Raw genomic sequence first — 18,053 nt, forward strand, 5'->3', positions numbered from 1 at the left:
GGCATCATCGGTGGTATTACTGGCGGTGGTGATGGAGGTCCTTTAGGTGCAATTACTGGAATCATCGGCGGTATCACTGGCGGTGGTGACGGCGGTCCTCTTGGTCCAATTACTGGCATTATCGGTGGTATCACGGGTGGCGGTGATGGTGGTCCTCTTGGTCCAATCACTGGCATTATTGGCGGTATTACTGGTGGCGGTGGTCCTTTAGGTGCAATCACTGGAATCATCGGCGGTATCACTGGCGGCGGTGACGGCGGTCCTTTAGATGCAATCACTGGCATTATTGGTGGTATTACAGGTGGTGGTGACGGCGGTCCTTTAGGCGCAATCACTGGCATTATCGGTGGTATTACAGGTGGTGGTGACGGTGGTCCTTTAGGCGCAATTACAGGAATCATCGGTGGTATTACAGGTGGTGGTGACGGTGGTCCTTTAGGTCCAATTACTGGCATTATCGGTGGTATTACTGGTGGTGACCTTGGCAACAACCCTGTAACCGGTGTCATCCAAACAGGTATTGATATTCTTCAAGGTGTTGAAAGTCTCAAAACAGACCTGATCAATACAGGTATCACGACCGTAGGTGGTGTAGCCAGTGGCGTACTCCCTCAAGTCCATCCTATTGTGGATTTAACTAATCTAGGCACACTCACCTTTGAAACTTCTCGCGATACTGTAAATGGTACACTTGAAGCAATTTCCGATTTAGCTGGCGCTGACTTTGCTGGCGCACTGAGTAATGCAACAGGTGTCATCGGTACACTGATTAATAACGGTTCAACTGCTGCTGAAACAATCCAGCATATTGTCGGTGATCTCACTGATGTAGGTGGCATCATTGGTGGTGATGGTGGCCCATTAGGTGCAATTACTGGCATCATCGGTGGCATTACAGGTGGTGGTGACGGTGGTCCATTAGATGCAATTACTGGCATTATTGGCGGTATTACTGGTGGCGGTGACAGTGGCCCTTTAGGTGCAATTACTGGCATCATCGGTGGCATTACAGGTGGTGGTGACGGTGGTCCATTAGATGCAATCACTGGCATTATCGGTGGTATCACTGGTGGCGGTGACGGCGGTCCTTTAGGTGCAATCACTGGCATTATCGGCGGTATTACTGGTGGTGATGGTGGTAGTCCTCTCGATATCTTAACAGGCATCATTGGTGGTATCGGCGGCGGGGACCTTGGCAACAACCCTGTAACGGGTGTCATTCAAACAGGTATTGATATTCTTCAAGGCGTTGAAAGCCTCAAAACTGAAATCATCAATACGGGCATCGATACTGTCGCAGATGCAATCATTGGTGTGTTCCCTCAAGCGGAACATCCTATCAGTGATCTTGCTAATCTAGGTACACTCACCTTTGAAACTTCACGTGATACTGTAAATGGTTCGCTTGAAGCTATCTCGGATTTGGCAGGTGCTGATTTTGCTGGCGCACTGGGCAATGCAACAGGTGTCATTGGCACACTGATTAATAACGGCTCAACTGCTGCTGATACGATTCAACATGTCATCGGTGAGGATATTCTTGGTGGCGGTATCGGCGGTGGAATTGGCGGCGATGGTGGTCCTCTTGGTTCAATCACTAACATCCTAGGTGGTGATATCATTGGAAACTTAAGTGGATTAATTTCCGTTAATGTGGGTAGTTCTAGCAGTAGCAATGGTGTAGATAGCATCTTAAATTCTGTTCTAGGTGCAACAACATCATCTCAAAGCATCTCTATCGGTGGATCAACGATCAATATCACTGAGCATCTCTCAGTTTCAAATGTAAATTTAACTGAACAACTCTTTGAAAGTACGCATCTTTTCTAATATTGCTTAAACTTAAAAAACCGCTGATATTTCAGCGGTTTTTTTCAATCACAGACAGCGATAAAACAAGGTGAATGAAAAAAATATAGTCTATTCAACAAAAAACATTCACTAAATAAATACCTTCTTATTGCATCTTAGTGATCTGAAATTCTATTAATTTTGATAAAAAATACATCTTATTTAATATAAACCCTAACAAAAAATTAGAACAAGATCTCATGTATTTAGTCTTGGATTGATGAAAAGTCAAAATAAAAACATAAATCATGCCTTTATCATATAATTAAATACCACACCCACCTTTATCACAAAATTAAATATCAGCCCTACTTTAAATACAATAAAATCCATACGGAATAAGTTCACAGGCCATACCTTGTGCATTAAATCTATTCTTTAGCGAAGGATTGCTTAGATGCTTAACCTAAATATTCCAGTTTAAGCATCTAATTATGAAAATACAGCTCAGGACTTTATGTCACATTGATTAATCTCTCTTGATTTCCTTAGGAGATATTTTTATTTAAACGGCATGGTCTATTTTATATTTCATTTACTTAAATGAGATGACGGTTGCTTATTCATAATTTTAAATTGTTAGGATGACATAGATGAAAGTTAATTTTTTAATTGCCAGCATATTAAGTATTGTAACAAGTTCAACATTCGCTGCTCCCAAGTTCTATGGAGAAATTGGTGCAAATCTAGACTATTTACCAGAAAACAATGCCACAACCAGCGATCGTGATGTATGGAAAATCCAGAATAGAAACTCCCATCTTGGTGTGAAAGGCGAAGAAAAATTAACAGAACGTTTAAGTGCGGTTTACTTGATTGAATGGGGGTTTAACGCCGATGGTGATAAAACAGATTGGTCGCAACGTGACCGCTATGTTGGCTTAAAAGATACTCAGCTTGGTACACTCAAAATTGGTAAACAAAATTCACCACTAAAAAAGCTCTCTAGCGCGGTCGATGGCTTCAATAACGATGTGGATAATGATGCCGATATTACAGGCATTATGCCAGGTGAAAACCGTATCAACAATTCTGTTGCCTATGAGTCTCCCCAGTTCGCCCTGAATGAACAGTCTACATTAGGCTTTAACCTTTTATTAGCAACAGGTGAAAGCCAAGGTATCAAAAGTAATCAAGGTGGTGTCACCGTTGATGGCGGTGGCTTAGGTGATGCATGGTCAACGTCAATAACCTATGCAGATCCAATGTTCTTGGCCGCGATTGCCTATGACAAAGCGATTCCAAGCAACTTTTTAGGCCGTGGTTTTCTCAATGCAACAGACACGCAGACTGACATAGATAAAGTTTTTGCCGCAGCCAATACCTTGCGCCTGACAGGGCGTATCAAGCCAATAGAAGGACTTACTTTAAAAGCATTAATCCAAAAATCTGAAGTTGCAGAAGCCAAGGGAAATGATACAGCTACAGCCAATATTGATGATTCCATAGGCTGGCTGATAGGCGCAGAATATCGACTCCCAAACCTCGATAAATGGAAGCTGAAAGCACAATACAGTCAAAACTCAACCAGCTTTAAAAATGATGATGCTGACTATGATGCCAAGCAAATCATGGCAGGTGTAGATTACTCATTTAATAAACAAGTCAAAGCGTATGGCTATACAGGTTATGCAACATTCAAACAAGCCGATGCAAAAGACAAGCAACCTGTTGTTGGTACAGGTTTAGAATTTAAGTTCTAAATTTAATACCAAGAATAAACCTGAAAGAAAAAAGCCAAGATTATATTAATTTTGGCTTTTTAATCTATGCTCATTATTTAAACTCACCAACATAAATAAAAAAACTGAATAAAAAATTAAAAAATATTAATCCCCCACCTCCACAAAACTATTTTTAATCACGAACCAAGTACAAACTGATTTAAACCCATTCTAAAGAGTTCACATCCAATCTATTAAAAATAGCTTATCTATATTTACAACAAATGATCAGAAGTATTCCTCGGATAAACTATAACCACACAGGTGTTTTAAAATGAATCATAACTGTATAAGCAATCTTGTTTTTAGGTAACATTCGTTCTATTAATTGTGGAATGATGGCATCGCTTTCTTGAAAGGAAAATAGGGATACTCTAAACTCCAGACACAAAAAAACCGCAATTAAGCGGTTTATTTCATTAAGTTGGTGCGCTCAGAGAGATTCGAACTCCCGACCCCTTAGTTCGTAGCCAAGTGCTCTATCCAGCTGAGCTATGAGCGCATTACTTATGTGCCAATTGGCATGTGTTACTTGTGCAATATTTACTTGGTGCGCTCAGAGAGATTCGAACTCCCGACCCCTTAGTTCGTAGCCAAGTGCTCTATCCAGCTGAGCTATGAGCGCATTAAGTAAAAAATGGCGGTGAGAGAGGGATTCGAACCCTCGGTACAGTTACCCGTACGCATCCTTAGCAGGGATGTGGTTTCAGCCACTCACCCATCTCACCGTAACACGAGCGCAATAATACAAACTAAAAGTCCTTTACACAAGGGAAGATCCTGTTTTTTTCTGTTTTTTTATATCAATCAAATATTTTTTAAACGATTTTGGTATTTTTTCAGCATTTTTTCCCTCAACGCTTGTTAATATAGACTTCTCTTTTATACAGATCCATGGCGTAAACAGAATCTTGCAATCTTTGACGTGCAGTCGAAGTTTGAATGACTTATGCTAAAGTGATCTGCCAGATGTGAAATGAAACGATATGATTAAAAACTGGGGCGATCCCGAAGCAAAAGCAGAAGCTGAACGTTATGACAACCCGATTCCAAGCCGAACTCTTATTTTAACGACATTAGAACAATTACAAACTGCTCAATCACACGCTGAACTCGTTGATCACTTTAATCTTCCAGATCAAAAAAGTATTGATGCGTTGAATCATCGTTTAAGTGCGATGGTACGTGATGGCCAGTTGATGAAAGATGGATTTAAATTCCAGCCAGCAACAGACCTCCCGAGCCATGAGGCAACGGTTTATATTAATAGTAAAGGTTTGGGTACTGCCAATATCGCAGGACAAAACGATATTCTCTTGGCTGAACGTGAATTGCGATTGGTCTTTAATGGTGATCGTGTCAAAGTTCGTCAAACCTCAGTCGACCGTAAAGGCAAAGCTTGGGGCTTTATTAGCGAAGTGGTTCAACATCGCGTTAAACAGATTATTGGTAAAGTGGTTCAACATGACGGTGAATACTTTATTCAACCGAGCAATCCCAATCAGCACCAACCGATTACCTTAGAAAAAGAACTGATTGAACATGCCAATGCTAAAGTTGGCGATATGTTACGTATTGCAATTGATGACTACCCAACACGTGAAGAACTGGCAACAGGTCATGTGATTCAGTCTATGGCAGATAAAGCGGATACCGAAATTATTATTCCGCAAACCATCTTAGAGTTTGGTTTACCTTACGAGTTTCCAGATGCGGTCATCAAAGAAGCTGAAAGCTTTAAAGAACCGTCTGCACAAGACCATAAAGGACGTGTCGATTTACGCGATCTGCCATTAGTCACCATTGATGGTGAAGATGCACGTGACTTTGATGATGCAGTTTATGCAGAGAAACGCCCTGGCGGTGGTTATCGTGTGGTGGTGGCTATTGCCGATGTCAGCCATTATGTCCGTTTAGATTCAGCATTGAATGAAGAAGCAGAAGACCGAGGAACTTCGGTTTATTTCCCACACTTTGTACTACCCATGTTGCCTGAAGCATTGTCAAATGGCTTGTGTTCTTTAAATCCGCACCTTGACCGCCTCTGTATGGTCTGTGATTTAAAATTATCTCGTGCAGGTAAGGTTACGGGTTATGAGTTTTACCCTGCGGTCATGCATTCCAAAGCACGACTGACCTATACCCAAGTTAGTCAATATTTTGATGGTGCAACAGATGCAATTCCTCAAAATAAAACTATTCACAAATCACTCAATACCCTGTTCCAGCTTTATCAAACACTAAAAGGCTTACGTGCAGAACGTCATGCAATGGAATTTGAAACCATTGAAACCTATATGACCTTTGATGAGTTGGGTGGTATTAAAGAAATTTTGCCGCGTACGCGTAATGTTGCACATAAACTGATTGAGGAGTGCATGTTGCTCGCCAATGTCGCGGCAGCAGAATACGCTTTAGAACATGACATTCCAATGCTCTATCGTGTGCACGAAGCACCTGAATTTTCACGCATTCAAAAAGTACGTGATTTTGTAAAGTTGCTCGGCTTACCATTCCCAGAACAGCCAACCCAAGCAGATTATCAACGCGTGATCGAAGCGACCAAAGATCGTTTGGACGCACCAAGTATTCATGCAGTGTTATTACGCTCAATGATGCAAGCCTATTACGGTGCAAAAAACTCTGGGCATTACGGTTTGGCTTATGAAGCGTATACGCATTTCACCTCACCAATTCGTCGTTATCCTGACTTATTGCTACATCGTGCCATTAAAACGCACTTGCAACAAAAGCCTCATACACTTTCGGGTGCAGCATTGGATGATGCTGGTGAGCATTTCTCTCAAACCGAACGTCGTGCTGATGAAGCCTCACGCAGTGTTACAACTTGGTTGAAATGCCATTATATGCAACAGCATTTGGGCGATGAATTTGTTGGCATCATTAGTGCGGTGACCGAATTTGGTTTATTTGTCACTCTCAAAGATTTGTATGTGGATGGTATGATCCATGTCAGTCAACTTGGTGAAGATTATTTCCTTTATGACCAAGCCAGCCAAAGTCTAGTCGGACAAAACCGTGGACAAGCCTTTAGTCTAGGTGATGAAGTTAAAATCAAAGTGGCTGGAGTGAATCTGGAAGAACGTAAAATCGACTTCCAACTGATTCAGCAATTGACACATTTGGGTCGTGTGATTCGTCAAAAAGCACCACGTACCTCTTCAAATAAACCTCAAACAACAGAAGACGTTTTTAGCAAAGCACCTGCCCTTGCTAAATTAAGCGAAGATGGCGAAAAACCTGTCGCAAAGAAAAAGGATAAGAACAAACCAAGTTCTTATGCAAAAAAACCGGGTAAAAAAACGGCTGCTAAACCTGAAACTAAAGAAAAGGTGAAGAAAAAAGCAAAGCCGAAAAAGAAAAAGTCAAATGCGAAAGCTAAGACTGAATAATCCAGCAAGGCTTCAGAACTAATCCTTCTGAAGCCTTTTATCCTTTCATGAATCATTTAATATCATGAAAAATATTTTTCATCGTTTTCCTGCTTTTCAGCTCATCGCAACTATTTGCACAGCATAAAAGTTTGTTAATTAAAAAATCTCAATAAATGATCTTAGATATTCCTTCCTGTATTTACACTTTTTTCTGAAATTCAAGAAACTTATACCCTAACGAAACATATTCCAACTATAAATTAAAAACGTTAAATCAACCTTGATTTCTCCACTCCCTACCCTTACATCTATAACTATGTTTAAAGATGATATGGCAAAAATACAATGACACTACAACAAGCAACGCTCCCCGTTCCTCAATTTGATCAAATTCAACTTGCCGACTTAAAACAACAGATTGAACAAAGCATTCAAAACGGTCAAAACTTTCTAAATCAACTGAATGAAGTTCCACAAGATACAGAAACGCAATTGGCAACATTGACCGAAGTTGACCAGCTTGAAAATAATATGAGTGAAGCATGGGGCATTTTGTCGCATCTCAATGCGGTCATGAATAACCCTGAAACTCGTGAAGTCTACCAATCACTCCTACCAAGCCTGAGCGAATACTACACGCAACTCGGACAGCACACAGCGTTGTATCAAACCTACCAACAGATTCATGATAGTGCTGTTTTTCAAACACTCAGCGAAGCACAACAAAGTGCCATTAAACTGGCGCTACGCGACTTTAAACTTTCAGGTGTCGCACTTGAAGGCGAAGCGAAAAAACGTTATGCAGACATCTCTGCACGTTTATCTCAGCTTTCATCTGACTTTTCCAATCATGTCCTTGATGCAACGCAAGCTTACTTCAAAGCATTGAATGAGGAACAACTCAAAGGTCTGCCACAAAGCAGCATCGATTTACTTAAGCAATATGGACAACAACGTGAGCTTGAGCAAGCCGTTGCCACGCTCGACTTTCCTGCTTATTTTGCGATTATGACGTACGCAGATGACCGTGAGTTAAGAGAAGAACTCTATAAGGCTTACGTCACTCGTGCATCAGAACAATCAGACAAAACTGAATTTGATAATACACCTGTGATGGAAGAAATTCTGAGCCTACGTCAAGAAATGGCTCAACTACTTGGCTTTAACAATTTCGCGGAATATTCGCTTGCCAGCAAAATGGCACCTGATGTTGAAACCGTCGATAAATTCTTAGTGGATTTGGCTGAACATGCACGCGTGCCTGCATTGGCTGAAATCGAAGAACTCAAAGCAATTGCACAACAAGATCATATTGATGAGCTTAAACCTTGGGATGCAACCTATTACTCTGAGAAATTAAAACAGCAACAATTCAATTTATCTCAAGAAGCACTCAAACCGTATTTCCCTGCATCAAAAGTTGTTCAAGGTTTATTTCAGATTGTGCAACGCCTGTATGACATCCAAATCATCGAACGCCAAGCACCTGTTTGGCAGGATGATGTGCGTTATTTTGAGATTGAAGATCAAGGACAAGTCGTGGGTGGCTTCTACTTCGATTTATACGCACGTAATGGTAAACGTGGTGGTGCATGGATGAGTGGTTTCCGCTCTCGCGTGCAAACCCCAGCAGGATTACAAAAACCAGTCTGCTATATGGTGTGTAACTTTACCCCACCGATTGGTGATCAACCAGCGCTACTGACCCATGATGAAGTGATTACCTTATTCCATGAATTTGGTCATGGCTTACATCACATGCTGACCGAAGTAGACAATATCTCGGTTGCAGGTACCCACGGTGTGGCATGGGATGCTGTTGAATTACCAAGTCAGTTTATGGAGTTCTGGGCATGGGACAATGAAAGTTTAGACGTACTCAGTGAGCACACTGAAACCAAACAAACCCTGCCGCAAGAATTGTTATCCGCTTTGCTCAATGCACGTTTCTTCCAATCAGGTATGCAGACCCTGCGTCAGATCGAATTTGCTTTGTTTGACTTAAGCATTCACCGTCAAGCACCAGCATTAAATAGCCAGCAGATTCAAAATACCTTAGATGATATTCGCAGTAAGTTTTCGGTGGTTCCAACCGTTGCCTATAATCGTTTCCAACATAGCTTTAGTCATATCTTCGCCGGTGGCTATGCAGCGGGATATTACTCGTATAAATGGGCTGAAGTTTTAGCCAGTGATGCCTTTGATCGCTTCGAAAATGAAGGAATTTTTAATACCGAAACTGGAAAAGAGTTTAGGCAGTTTATCCTAGCAGTTGGCGGAAAAGAGACTGCACTTGATGCGTTTCGCAATTTCCGAAAAAGAGAACCTAAAATAGATGCATTATTGCGTCATCAAGGTTGGACGAACGCTGACAAAACCGCTTAAACTACGTCATTATTGTTCACAGGGTGGTATTAACTGACATGAAAAGACAGTTCATCGCGGGTGCAAAGTGCCCCAAATGTGGCGCGTTAGATCGTGTGGTTAAGATCACTACTGTGGATGACGAGTGGATTGAATGTATCGAATGTGCTTATAGCGAAAAACGGCCAACTCAAGTGGATGAGCCAGAAGTCGCAGAGCCAGATGAAATTGGGGTGATACAGTTCAAACCTCGTCATTTTGACTAGAAGGTTAAAAAAATGACGTCACCAAACCAAACCAAAAACACCAAGTTATTGTGGATGATCATTACTGGCATTAGCATCATTGTGGTTTTATTTTTTGCAATACAATGGTTTTTGGCACAGAAAAATCAACAGACCAGTACCACTCCAGATCAACCCATCGCTGAGAAAATAATTTCTCCAGCAAAAGACGTGGCAAGCAGCGTAACAACAGAGATCACCACGATAGCTGATGAAAGCGAATCTGCTGCGCCCATTCAATTAGTACAAGAATCATTAATCAAGGAAGCATTACCGACTAATGACAGCTTAGCCAAAGAAGAAATCGCTAAATTAGATGATATTCATCATCAACTGAAAGATCAGCAAACAGATTTAAAGCAGCAACATGAAGATGTAGATGCCCTACTCAAACTGAAAGAGGAACAAATTAAACTACTTGAAGCTCAACTTCAGCAAGCCCATTCCTCATAAAACCGTTTTCGGTCTCCTCATTTTGCTAGAATGTAGACTACCTTCTAGCATTTTTATTCTATGTCCAGCCTCGGTCAACGCTATCCAATCCCCATCGCAATTGCGTACCTCACACTCTCTGCACTTCTATTCTCTGTGATGGGAATCTGTATTCGTTATGCTTCCCATACCGTTGATAACTACACCATCGTCTTTTTCCGTAACATCGTTGGACTCATCCTGTTTGTACCTTTTATCTTTCAACAAGGCTTGGGTTTTGTAAAAACAGAAAAACTATGGATGCATACATGGCGTAGTGTGATAGGACTTGCAGCAATGTATGGATTTTTCTATGCCATTGCACATCTCAAATTATCCAATGCAATGGTATTTACTTATTCATCTCCAATTTTCATTCCACTCATCGCATGGTTATTTCTAAAAGAACGCATCACCACAGTAATGCTGTGTGCCGCAGCATTAGGATTGATTGGGGTCATTTTTGTTGCTAAACCTGACCAAGGCTTGCTGAACTGGATTGCAATGATTGGGATGACATCGAGTCTATTTGCTGCACTCGCATTTGTCACAGTACGGGCACTTACGCGGACTGAACCACCTGAACGAATTGTATTTTATTTCTGCTTGATTGGTTCATTTCTTTCAGTGATTCCCATGTTTTGGGTTTGGCGTCCCTACCAACTCAAAGAATTATTTTTCCTGATCAGTGCAGGTATCCTTGCCAATATCAGTCAAATTTTTATGTCACATGCCTATCGCCTTGCACCTGCTGGTCAGATTGCGCCAGTGAATTATATGGCCATCATTTTTGCGGGAATTTGGGGATTTTTTCTTTGGCAAGAAATACCCGATATATATAGTTTGATTGGGTTTGCTTTTATTCTATTGGCGATTTTCTTATGTAGCCCATTCATACAGAAACAAAAGTAAGTAAAAGCCACTACATTTGACTTAGCGATATTTACTTTTATGCTCAACTGAGAGATGAATAAACCCAACATCCTGTTATTCACCGCATAAAAAAAGCACCCGAAGGTGCTTTCTCTTATAGTAAATCCTTATTGATACCAACCAAATAACTTGAAGAAATAAGGCACATACGCAATAAGAAGCATGGCAGGAATCATGACCAGAAGCGGTAAGAACCAACGTTCATATCGATAGTATAGCGATAGATGTTTGACCTCAGCATCTGCGGCTGCCACCTCATCATCTCCCACTGCCTGCCTCGCTAATAAGTGATTCAGTGCAACAGGTGGTGTGACATAACCTAACTCAAAACCAATCAATGCGATTGCCCAGAAGTGAATAGGATCAACCCCATATTGGTAAGCCACTGGTGCAACAGTTGCAGAAATAAGAATCACAGCACCGAATGGATCCATGATCATACCAACACCAACCATGAGGATCACAAGCAATGTAATGACCAGAGCAAGACTACCGATATCTTTAGGGAAAGCCTCCATCAGCTCGATGTGTTCGAGGAAACCACCGACACTGACTGAAAGTGCCATAAGGATAACAAGTGCACCAATATGCCCAACGGTTTCCGTGGTTGAAGTATGTAATGCTTTACCAAACGGAATTCTACGCTCAGGATTACGCGGATCATCTGATGGATTCACTTGTGGTACAGGTTGTGAACCATCTGATGGAGCTGTATAGGTATTTAACGTACTGTCCCAATGCCCAACTGGTGCAAGTGGCGCAGGTTCTTTACGCAATTTATCAAATAACACCATCACCAAAAGAATCACTGGCATCATCACTGGTGCAGTAAACTCATTTAGGTCTGTTGATAACGCATGCTTATAGAACAACCAAATCAAGATAAAAATCACGATATAAGGTGCAACAGGAACGAATGCACGCAATGATTTCGGTAACGCAATTTTTGGTGGAGCAATACGGAATTTCTGCTCAGCAACGAATAAGGATATCAATAGGAATAATGTCGACGTCAATAAGAAGACATACATACCATATTTGTAAAGCATATCCGTTGTGACTTCTTTATTTAATGATGCGATGACAACGATCAATAAACATGGACGTAATACAACACCCAGTGAGCCAGAAAGCGCCGTTGCAGCTAAAGCATATTGACGACGACCACCTGCATTCCAAACTTCCTTATAAATGATCGCACCAGCAGCAATAACGAAAATACCAGAAGCGCCTGTATAAGCTGTTGGTAATGCCGCCGCAATCAAGATCAACCATGTTAAGGTTTCTGGTGCCAAGTTCCACGGACGCAAGATATTTAAGAATAAATCGACAATACGTGTTTGTTTCAGCAACATACCTGCCCAAATAAACAAGGCAAGATTTAAGAAAATATTCGAGAATTCAACCAATTGACCAAGGTAAATCCCCTGCCCCATTGGGTAGTTCATGAAGAAGGTAAATGAGACCCCTGTAATGATTGCCATATACGCATACAATGGCACACTGAGGAATGCTAGACCAAGATTGCCACCTTCACGTGTTGGTGGTTGTGACTTCACGATGTGGAACAAACTAATTAAAGTCAGCGTTCCAAATAAAGTCATCCATAACCAATAAATCATCTGCATTTCAGGAGCGACAGGGACACCTGAATTCAACACCGACTTAAATTGGCTAATGACTGAGGACGTGAGTAAACCATTACCCAACAACATAGCAATGTTATAAACACGGAAATCAATTTTGGTGGCTGGACTACGCAAGCCGATATGATGTGATTTTAAAGTCGCACTGATTGCGGCAAATAAAACCATAATCACTAAAAATAATGCGCGGTTTTCAGAACCAAACTTAAAAATACCAAAGAATGAAGTTTCAATCGTCCGATAGGTCCGAACACTCGGATTGGCCTCAATATGTGCGATCGCCTTGTCATAGAATTGATATTTTTCTACACACTGCTGCTTTGCAGCAAGCAATGACGAACGTACATCTGATTCTGACGCGACACCGAACATACTGGCAAATTCATCGGCAGCATTGATCTTCATCTGCTCTTGAACTTGTGCATCGATATTAGGATTAGTATCACAGGTTGGTTTCGCTGGTTCTGCACGCAGAAACGAATATTGCATACCAGTATTCGGATCACCATATAGGCGCTCACCCATACGCAATAATTGCCCATGAATCATCTCACCTGTACCAATAATGAGCGTCATTAATAGTAAAATAAGAACAACAAAGGCCGCTATCCACTCTGTCCAGATATAACTCAGTAGACCTAATCCAGACTTTTTCTCTTGATCATTTTGCATGTCTATTCCAATTTATTGTTATCAACATCCATCCAAAGATGTTGAATCATGCGATATCCATGGTTGATAGATAAATGAATTTACCCTTTGAATCACCAGTCCCTTTTTAAACCGCTTAAATTTGCAGCAATTTCTTTCAAAAAAGAATGACTACAATCACTTTTTTATAGGTTGTTTTTATCAACTTGCCTGTGCTCTACCTTTCCTTTTTATCGATAAATACCCTAAACCACTGAACACACCGCCAATCGCACCAATCAAATGTGCCTCTGTTAACACGGGACTGCCAATGAGTTGAGCTGTGCCTGTCTGTCCAAAGGTATTTTCCCAAATTAACTTTGCAGCAATCAAAAGTAAAACTAAAACAGCAAATTTACGTTCCTTTGGATACTGCAAGTACACCAAACTCACTGCCGTATATAGACCATGCAGAACACCAGATAGGCCAGCATAAGCATCTATATAAGGTAAATAAAAATAAAAAATGAGGCTGATAAATGGCGGTAGAATCAATAACAATGCACATAAATGCCGATTAAGTACATGAGGAAAAATAAACGGTAAACATGCAAATGCCAACATATTCAGTAAAAAATGCATCCATCCAACATGCACCCAGTGCGCGGTCCATAAGCGCCAGAATTCATTGAGTAAACTTGGTTTCCAATAAATAAAATGATCAGCAAAGACTTGTAAACACGCTGATATTGAAATACATACAGCGATCAAAATGACTTTCCGTATCCATATTTGATCTTTCATTTATCTACCCTCTTCAAAAACAGACCTTTTACAATTCACAAATCATAAATAATTTGTTCACCAAGAGCTGTAAAAGGTCGTTTAATTCAAGTTACTCAACAGGCTTTCTGCTGGAACAGATCGTTACTCATCGCCATCGAATAATGCATCTAATTCTGATGAACTTTCTTTTTCGTCATCCCAGAATGAAGATAAACCCTCATCACTCGCTCTTACACCCGTATTCTCAGTCCAGTAACGATCTGCAATACCACGCACCATCAAACCAGCCATTTGATCAACGAGTCTAAATTGAGGATTTGCTGGTTTATCTTCACCCGAAGCAGCAGCATAAGAACGTAACGCATCACGCAGTTTCGCATCATCCCCACTGGCTTGTGCGGCAACAGCATAGAGTGCATGCGCGAGACGAACCCCTTTTTTCTCACCAATTTCCATCGATTGCTTCATGGTTGCATACGGTTCAGGTTTCCCATCGCCCGCACCAGGTAATAATGTCCAAATCACTGCACGGGTCGCCATTGGCGCACCCCAATATTTTTCATTATCCAAGCACGTCATGCCTCGCTCAACAACACCTGCGATATCTTTAGGAACATTAACTGAACCACCAGAATTAATATCATTGGTCATTGATTGTAGGCCATTGATCATCCCTAACAAATACACCGTTTGATCGAGATCATTACGCATGGTTGGGCAGGAATCGCCGAGTTTATATTTATATTTGGTTTCCCAGCGGTTTGCAAAAAGCTGATAACTGGCATATTGACGTTGAGCTGCAATCGCTGCCCAACGTTTTTGTTCAACACGTGCATCTTGTGCTTCAGTGATTTGTCCTGCTTTTGATGCACGTAAATAACGTAATTCTGCTTCTAATGCTTGGTTCTCAGCACAGATACCAGCAGCCGTGTATAACAATACCGCCATGCGGGTTGGGTCAGCGCCCATATCTTTGGTCGACATCACAGCAGGTGTTAAAGCATTCCCTGAGTTACAGACCATTTCAGCATCATCCATCGCTAAAATTGGCGGTACAATATGTCTTTCACCAAAACCTAAAGCAACATTCGCCCCAGTTTTAATCACATATGAACACCCTGTTAACATTGATGTTGTAAATAACGCAACCGCCACGCCCTGTCCAACTTTATGGAGTCTAGACATACTTCCTGTCCTCTAATTAATTTATTTTCCTTTTAATCGTACCTTATCAGATGCCATACCCGAGTTAAAGAGTAATTGCTCTAATTTTAACACTGATATCTTGACATACTTCACAGATCAATGAATTGACATATATTTGGGAATACAGGAATTTCAGGCAAAAAAAAGTAGCATTGCGACGGTTCAGCACATGCTACTTATTAACTGGTAAAATAGTGAAACTCTTTATATTTTAGTTTTGTTGAAAATAATCCTTAAGTAACGTTCCAGCTCTTCCTATAACAATCGCCATAACGATTGCAATTACCAGAAACATCCACATTGAAATCTCCATAGAGACCTCCTACACTTTGCGTATCTACTTTTGATAGACACTAGATTGGCGTTCATCATCAATCTTCATGGGAGTATGATATATTGATGACACCTTCAATCTCTTTCTCTTGTTCACGCCAACCTTAGATTGATGTGACTCAAGAAGTTCCCTGAGTAAAGTTCCTGCTCTTCCTACAACAATTGCAAAAATAACTGCAATCACCAGAAACGACCATGTTGGAATTTCCATCATTTTGGACCTCCACCATACTTTACGTTGGTGTTTGTACTTTAACCAAAATACATCCAACTTGATCGCCAGATTGTCTGACAATCATAATTTTCATGATTTTTTAGAGTATTTAATCTAACAATTAAAAAGATACGAAGAAATAAAGTGCCTAAATAATTGAAATATATTATTTTAATAAAAATATACAACTGCACAATTGTCTAACAATCAAGTTAGTTTTGCCAATATTTTTAGGTTTTTCCACTGTAAAATTGATAATTGATCCCACCAAATGATACAAGGTAGATGTAAAGGATCATAAAAATAGATCACGATATAACATTGATGATCGATAATTTGTCGAATTTTTCGGTGTTGAATTGCCTGAGGCAAATGACTGAAACAAAAGCTCCAATCTTGATCTTCTAAATATTCAAAACGCTGTATTTGAGGTTTTTTTTGAAAGATAAACCAAGCAACACCCATGATAACAATGCAGAGTAGCCACAACAATATAGGGAGAAAGGGATACAACAAACTTATAATGATCATAAAAATAAAGAGTTGCAGAACAATCGCAAAGCGACTGTATTGCAACTCGAAAACACGGTTAGCCATGTACATAGTGTTTTAATTTTAAAATAAAATCTTTTAATTCAGTACGAGGTGGTTCACCCACTTCCATAAACCAATCCAGTAAATCAGGATCTTCTTGATCAACCAATTCAGCAAATAGGGCTTTTTCTACGACATCTGCATTGAGATAGTAATTTTTCACATAAGGGTCAAAATACACATCAATTTCTTTTAAGCCCCGACGTGCGCGATAAATTACTTTACGTTCTTCCAGTGACATTTCATCAGACATCATGTGTTTCCGCTATACAACAATTTCCCCATAGTGTAACTGATCCCTGATTAACTTCGCATAGATTTTTCTCAAGTGACCAAATACATCACTCAAATTGAGCATTGATCACATTGTCCAATATTTTCGATTTCTTGTATGTTGAATAAGGATTTTTAAAATCATTGTTAAAGGAAAAAATAACAAATGCAATCAAGCGCAATTCGTCCTATTCCAAACATGTTACCGCGTAATTTATTTAATGAGGAACATGAGGCATTTCGTGAAACCGTACGTAAATTTTACGAAAAAGAAGTCATTCCAAATACTGAGAAGTATGAACAACAACAACATGTTGATCGTGATTTATGGAATAAGGCAGGTGCACTTGGTTTGCTGTGCACCACCATGCCCGAAGAATATGGCGGTTCTGGCGTAGATCGACTGTACAGCATGATTCTGATTGAAGAACAAGCTTATGCTGGTGATTCAGCAACAGGCTTTTCACTCCACTCTGATATTGTTGCAAACTATATCAACAACTTTGGTAATGAAGAACAAAAGCAAAAATGGCTTCCAAAAATGGCGACTGGTGAAACAGTTACAGCGATTGCCATGACTGAACCCGGCACAGGTTCTGATTTACAAGCCGTACGCACCACCGCAGTACTTGATGGTGATGAATATGTAATTAATGGTTCTAAGATCTTCATTACCAATGGTTATCTATGTGATATGGCGATCGTAGTCTGTAAAACAGGAAGTGGTGACAAAGGTTCTGCAAACTTGTCTTTGCTCATTGTAGAAGCAGATCGTGTTGGTTTTAGTAAAGGCAAACCGCTGAACAAAGTGGGTATGAAAGGTCAAGATACCTGTGAACTTTTCTTTGATGATGTTCGTGTGCCAAAAGAAAATTTACTTGGTATGGAAGGCATGGGCTTTATCATGCTGATGAAAGAGCTGGCATGGGAACGCATGTTGGTTGCGATTATTTGTCAAGGCGGTGCGGAAGCATCTTTGGCACATACCATCCAATACACCAAAGATCGTAAAGCATTTGGCAAGCCAATTGGTGCTTTCCAAAATACCCGCTTTAAACTTGCAGAAATGCGTACCGAAATTGATATTTGCCGTGCCTATTTAGACCGCTGTATGGAATTGCAGATCGAAGGAACACTTGGTGTCGATGCCGCAGCAGCAGCAAAATATAAATTATCGGATATGTTCTCAAAAGTCGTAGATGAGTGCGTACAGTTACATGGTGGTTATGGCTACATGCTGGAATACCCTATTGCGCGCGCCTATATCGACAATCGAGCCAACCGCATTTATGCAGGTACCAATGAAATTATGAAAGAGCTTATTTCTCGTTCACTATAAATAAAAATCA

Annotated in this window: 13 protein-coding genes, 3 tRNA genes and 1 pseudogene; 8 read left to right on the plus strand and 9 right to left on the minus strand. The window is 40.5% G+C overall.

The window, feature by feature from the left end; genetic code table 11:
• Window positions 1-1,830: pseudogene (locus tag MMP72_RS12590) on the plus strand (hypothetical protein); the annotation flags it as partial.
• A gap of 614 nt (window positions 1,831-2,444) precedes the next feature.
• Window positions 2,445-3,554 (plus strand): porin, encoded by a 1,110-nt coding sequence (locus MMP72_RS12595; RefSeq protein ID WP_241317804.1) that lies wholly within the window; start codon window positions 2,445-2,447, stop codon window positions 3,552-3,554.
• A gap of 446 nt (window positions 3,555-4,000) precedes the next feature.
• On the opposite strand, the gene MMP72_RS12600 is transcribed toward MMP72_RS12595, so the two are convergent.
• The 3 genes from MMP72_RS12600 to MMP72_RS12610 all read right to left on the minus strand — a co-directional run bounded on the left by MMP72_RS12600 (window position 4,001) and on the right by MMP72_RS12610 (window position 4,303).
• Window positions 4,001-4,077, minus strand: a tRNA-Arg gene (locus tag MMP72_RS12600).
• A gap of 46 nt (window positions 4,078-4,123) precedes the next feature.
• Window positions 4,124-4,200, minus strand: a tRNA-Arg gene (locus MMP72_RS12605).
• A 13-nt stretch (window positions 4,201-4,213) separates the two neighbouring features.
• Window positions 4,214-4,303, minus strand: a tRNA-Ser gene (locus tag MMP72_RS12610).
• Window positions 4,304-4,561: 258 nt separating this feature from the next.
• Here MMP72_RS12610 and rnr point away from each other — a divergent pair.
• The 5 genes from rnr (at window position 4,562) to MMP72_RS12635 (ending at window position 11,001) form a co-directional block, all read left to right on the plus strand.
• Entirely contained in the window at window positions 4,562-6,988 is a 2,427-nt protein-coding gene (gene rnr, locus MMP72_RS12615; RefSeq protein ID WP_241317806.1) for a ribonuclease R, read from the plus strand.
• Window positions 6,989-7,315: 327 nt separating this feature from the next.
• Window positions 7,316-9,355, plus strand: a complete 2,040-nt coding sequence (locus tag MMP72_RS12620; RefSeq protein ID WP_241317808.1) for a M3 family metallopeptidase — start codon at window positions 7,316-7,318, stop codon at window positions 9,353-9,355.
• A 38-nt stretch (window positions 9,356-9,393) separates the two neighbouring features.
• Entirely contained in the window at window positions 9,394-9,600 is a 207-nt protein-coding gene (locus MMP72_RS12625) for a YheV family putative metal-binding protein (protein ID WP_241317810.1), read from the plus strand.
• A gap of 12 nt (window positions 9,601-9,612) precedes the next feature.
• The gene (locus MMP72_RS12630) at window positions 9,613-10,071 is read left to right on the plus strand and encodes a hypothetical protein (protein WP_241317813.1); all 459 of its coding nucleotides are present in this window, start codon (window positions 9,613-9,615) and stop codon (window positions 10,069-10,071) included.
• 60 nt (window positions 10,072-10,131) lie between these two features.
• Window positions 10,132-11,001, plus strand: a complete 870-nt coding sequence (locus MMP72_RS12635; protein WP_241317814.1) for a DMT family transporter — start codon at window positions 10,132-10,134, stop codon at window positions 10,999-11,001.
• Between the two features lie 128 nt (window positions 11,002-11,129).
• On the opposite strand, the gene MMP72_RS12640 is transcribed toward MMP72_RS12635, so the two are convergent.
• From MMP72_RS12640 to MMP72_RS12665, 6 genes are all read right to left on the minus strand, one after another.
• On the minus strand, window positions 11,130-13,340 hold the full coding sequence (locus MMP72_RS12640; protein ID WP_241317817.1) for a TRAP transporter large permease subunit: 2,211 nt from the start codon (window positions 13,338-13,340) through the stop codon (window positions 11,130-11,132).
• A gap of 180 nt (window positions 13,341-13,520) precedes the next feature.
• Complete coding sequence (gene rrtA, locus MMP72_RS12645) at window positions 13,521-14,102, minus strand: rhombosortase (RefSeq protein ID WP_241317818.1); 582 nt, start codon at window positions 14,100-14,102, stop codon at window positions 13,521-13,523.
• A gap of 123 nt (window positions 14,103-14,225) precedes the next feature.
• Window positions 14,226-15,269 carry a hypothetical protein gene (locus MMP72_RS12650; RefSeq protein ID WP_241317820.1) on the minus strand — a complete coding sequence of 348 codons (1,044 nt, stop codon included), beginning with the start codon at window positions 15,267-15,269 and terminating at the stop codon, window positions 14,226-14,228.
• 358 nt (window positions 15,270-15,627) lie between these two features.
• A complete protein-coding gene (locus MMP72_RS12655; protein ID WP_241317932.1) occupies window positions 15,628-15,834 on the minus strand; it encodes a hypothetical protein in 207 nt (68 codons plus the stop codon).
• Window positions 15,835-16,044: 210 nt separating this feature from the next.
• Window positions 16,045-16,440 (minus strand): hypothetical protein, encoded by a 396-nt coding sequence (locus MMP72_RS12660; protein WP_241317822.1) that lies wholly within the window; start codon window positions 16,438-16,440, stop codon window positions 16,045-16,047.
• Window positions 16,427-16,684: a succinate dehydrogenase assembly factor 2 gene (locus tag MMP72_RS12665; RefSeq protein WP_241317934.1), complete on the minus strand. Its 258-nt coding sequence runs from the start codon at window positions 16,682-16,684 to the stop codon at window positions 16,427-16,429. The genes MMP72_RS12660 and MMP72_RS12665 overlap by 14 nt, the downstream gene beginning before the upstream one ends.
• Window positions 16,685-16,870: 186 nt before the next feature.
• Here MMP72_RS12665 and MMP72_RS12670 point away from each other — a divergent pair, with 186 nt between their 5' ends.
• Complete coding sequence (locus MMP72_RS12670) at window positions 16,871-18,043, plus strand: acyl-CoA dehydrogenase family protein (RefSeq protein WP_241317824.1); 1,173 nt, start codon at window positions 16,871-16,873, stop codon at window positions 18,041-18,043.
• The last annotated feature ends 10 nt before the right edge of the window (window positions 18,044-18,053 follow it).

This window comes from Acinetobacter sp. NIPH 2699 (assembly GCF_022549355.1).
Taxonomy (GTDB): domain Bacteria; phylum Pseudomonadota; class Gammaproteobacteria; order Pseudomonadales; family Moraxellaceae; genus Acinetobacter.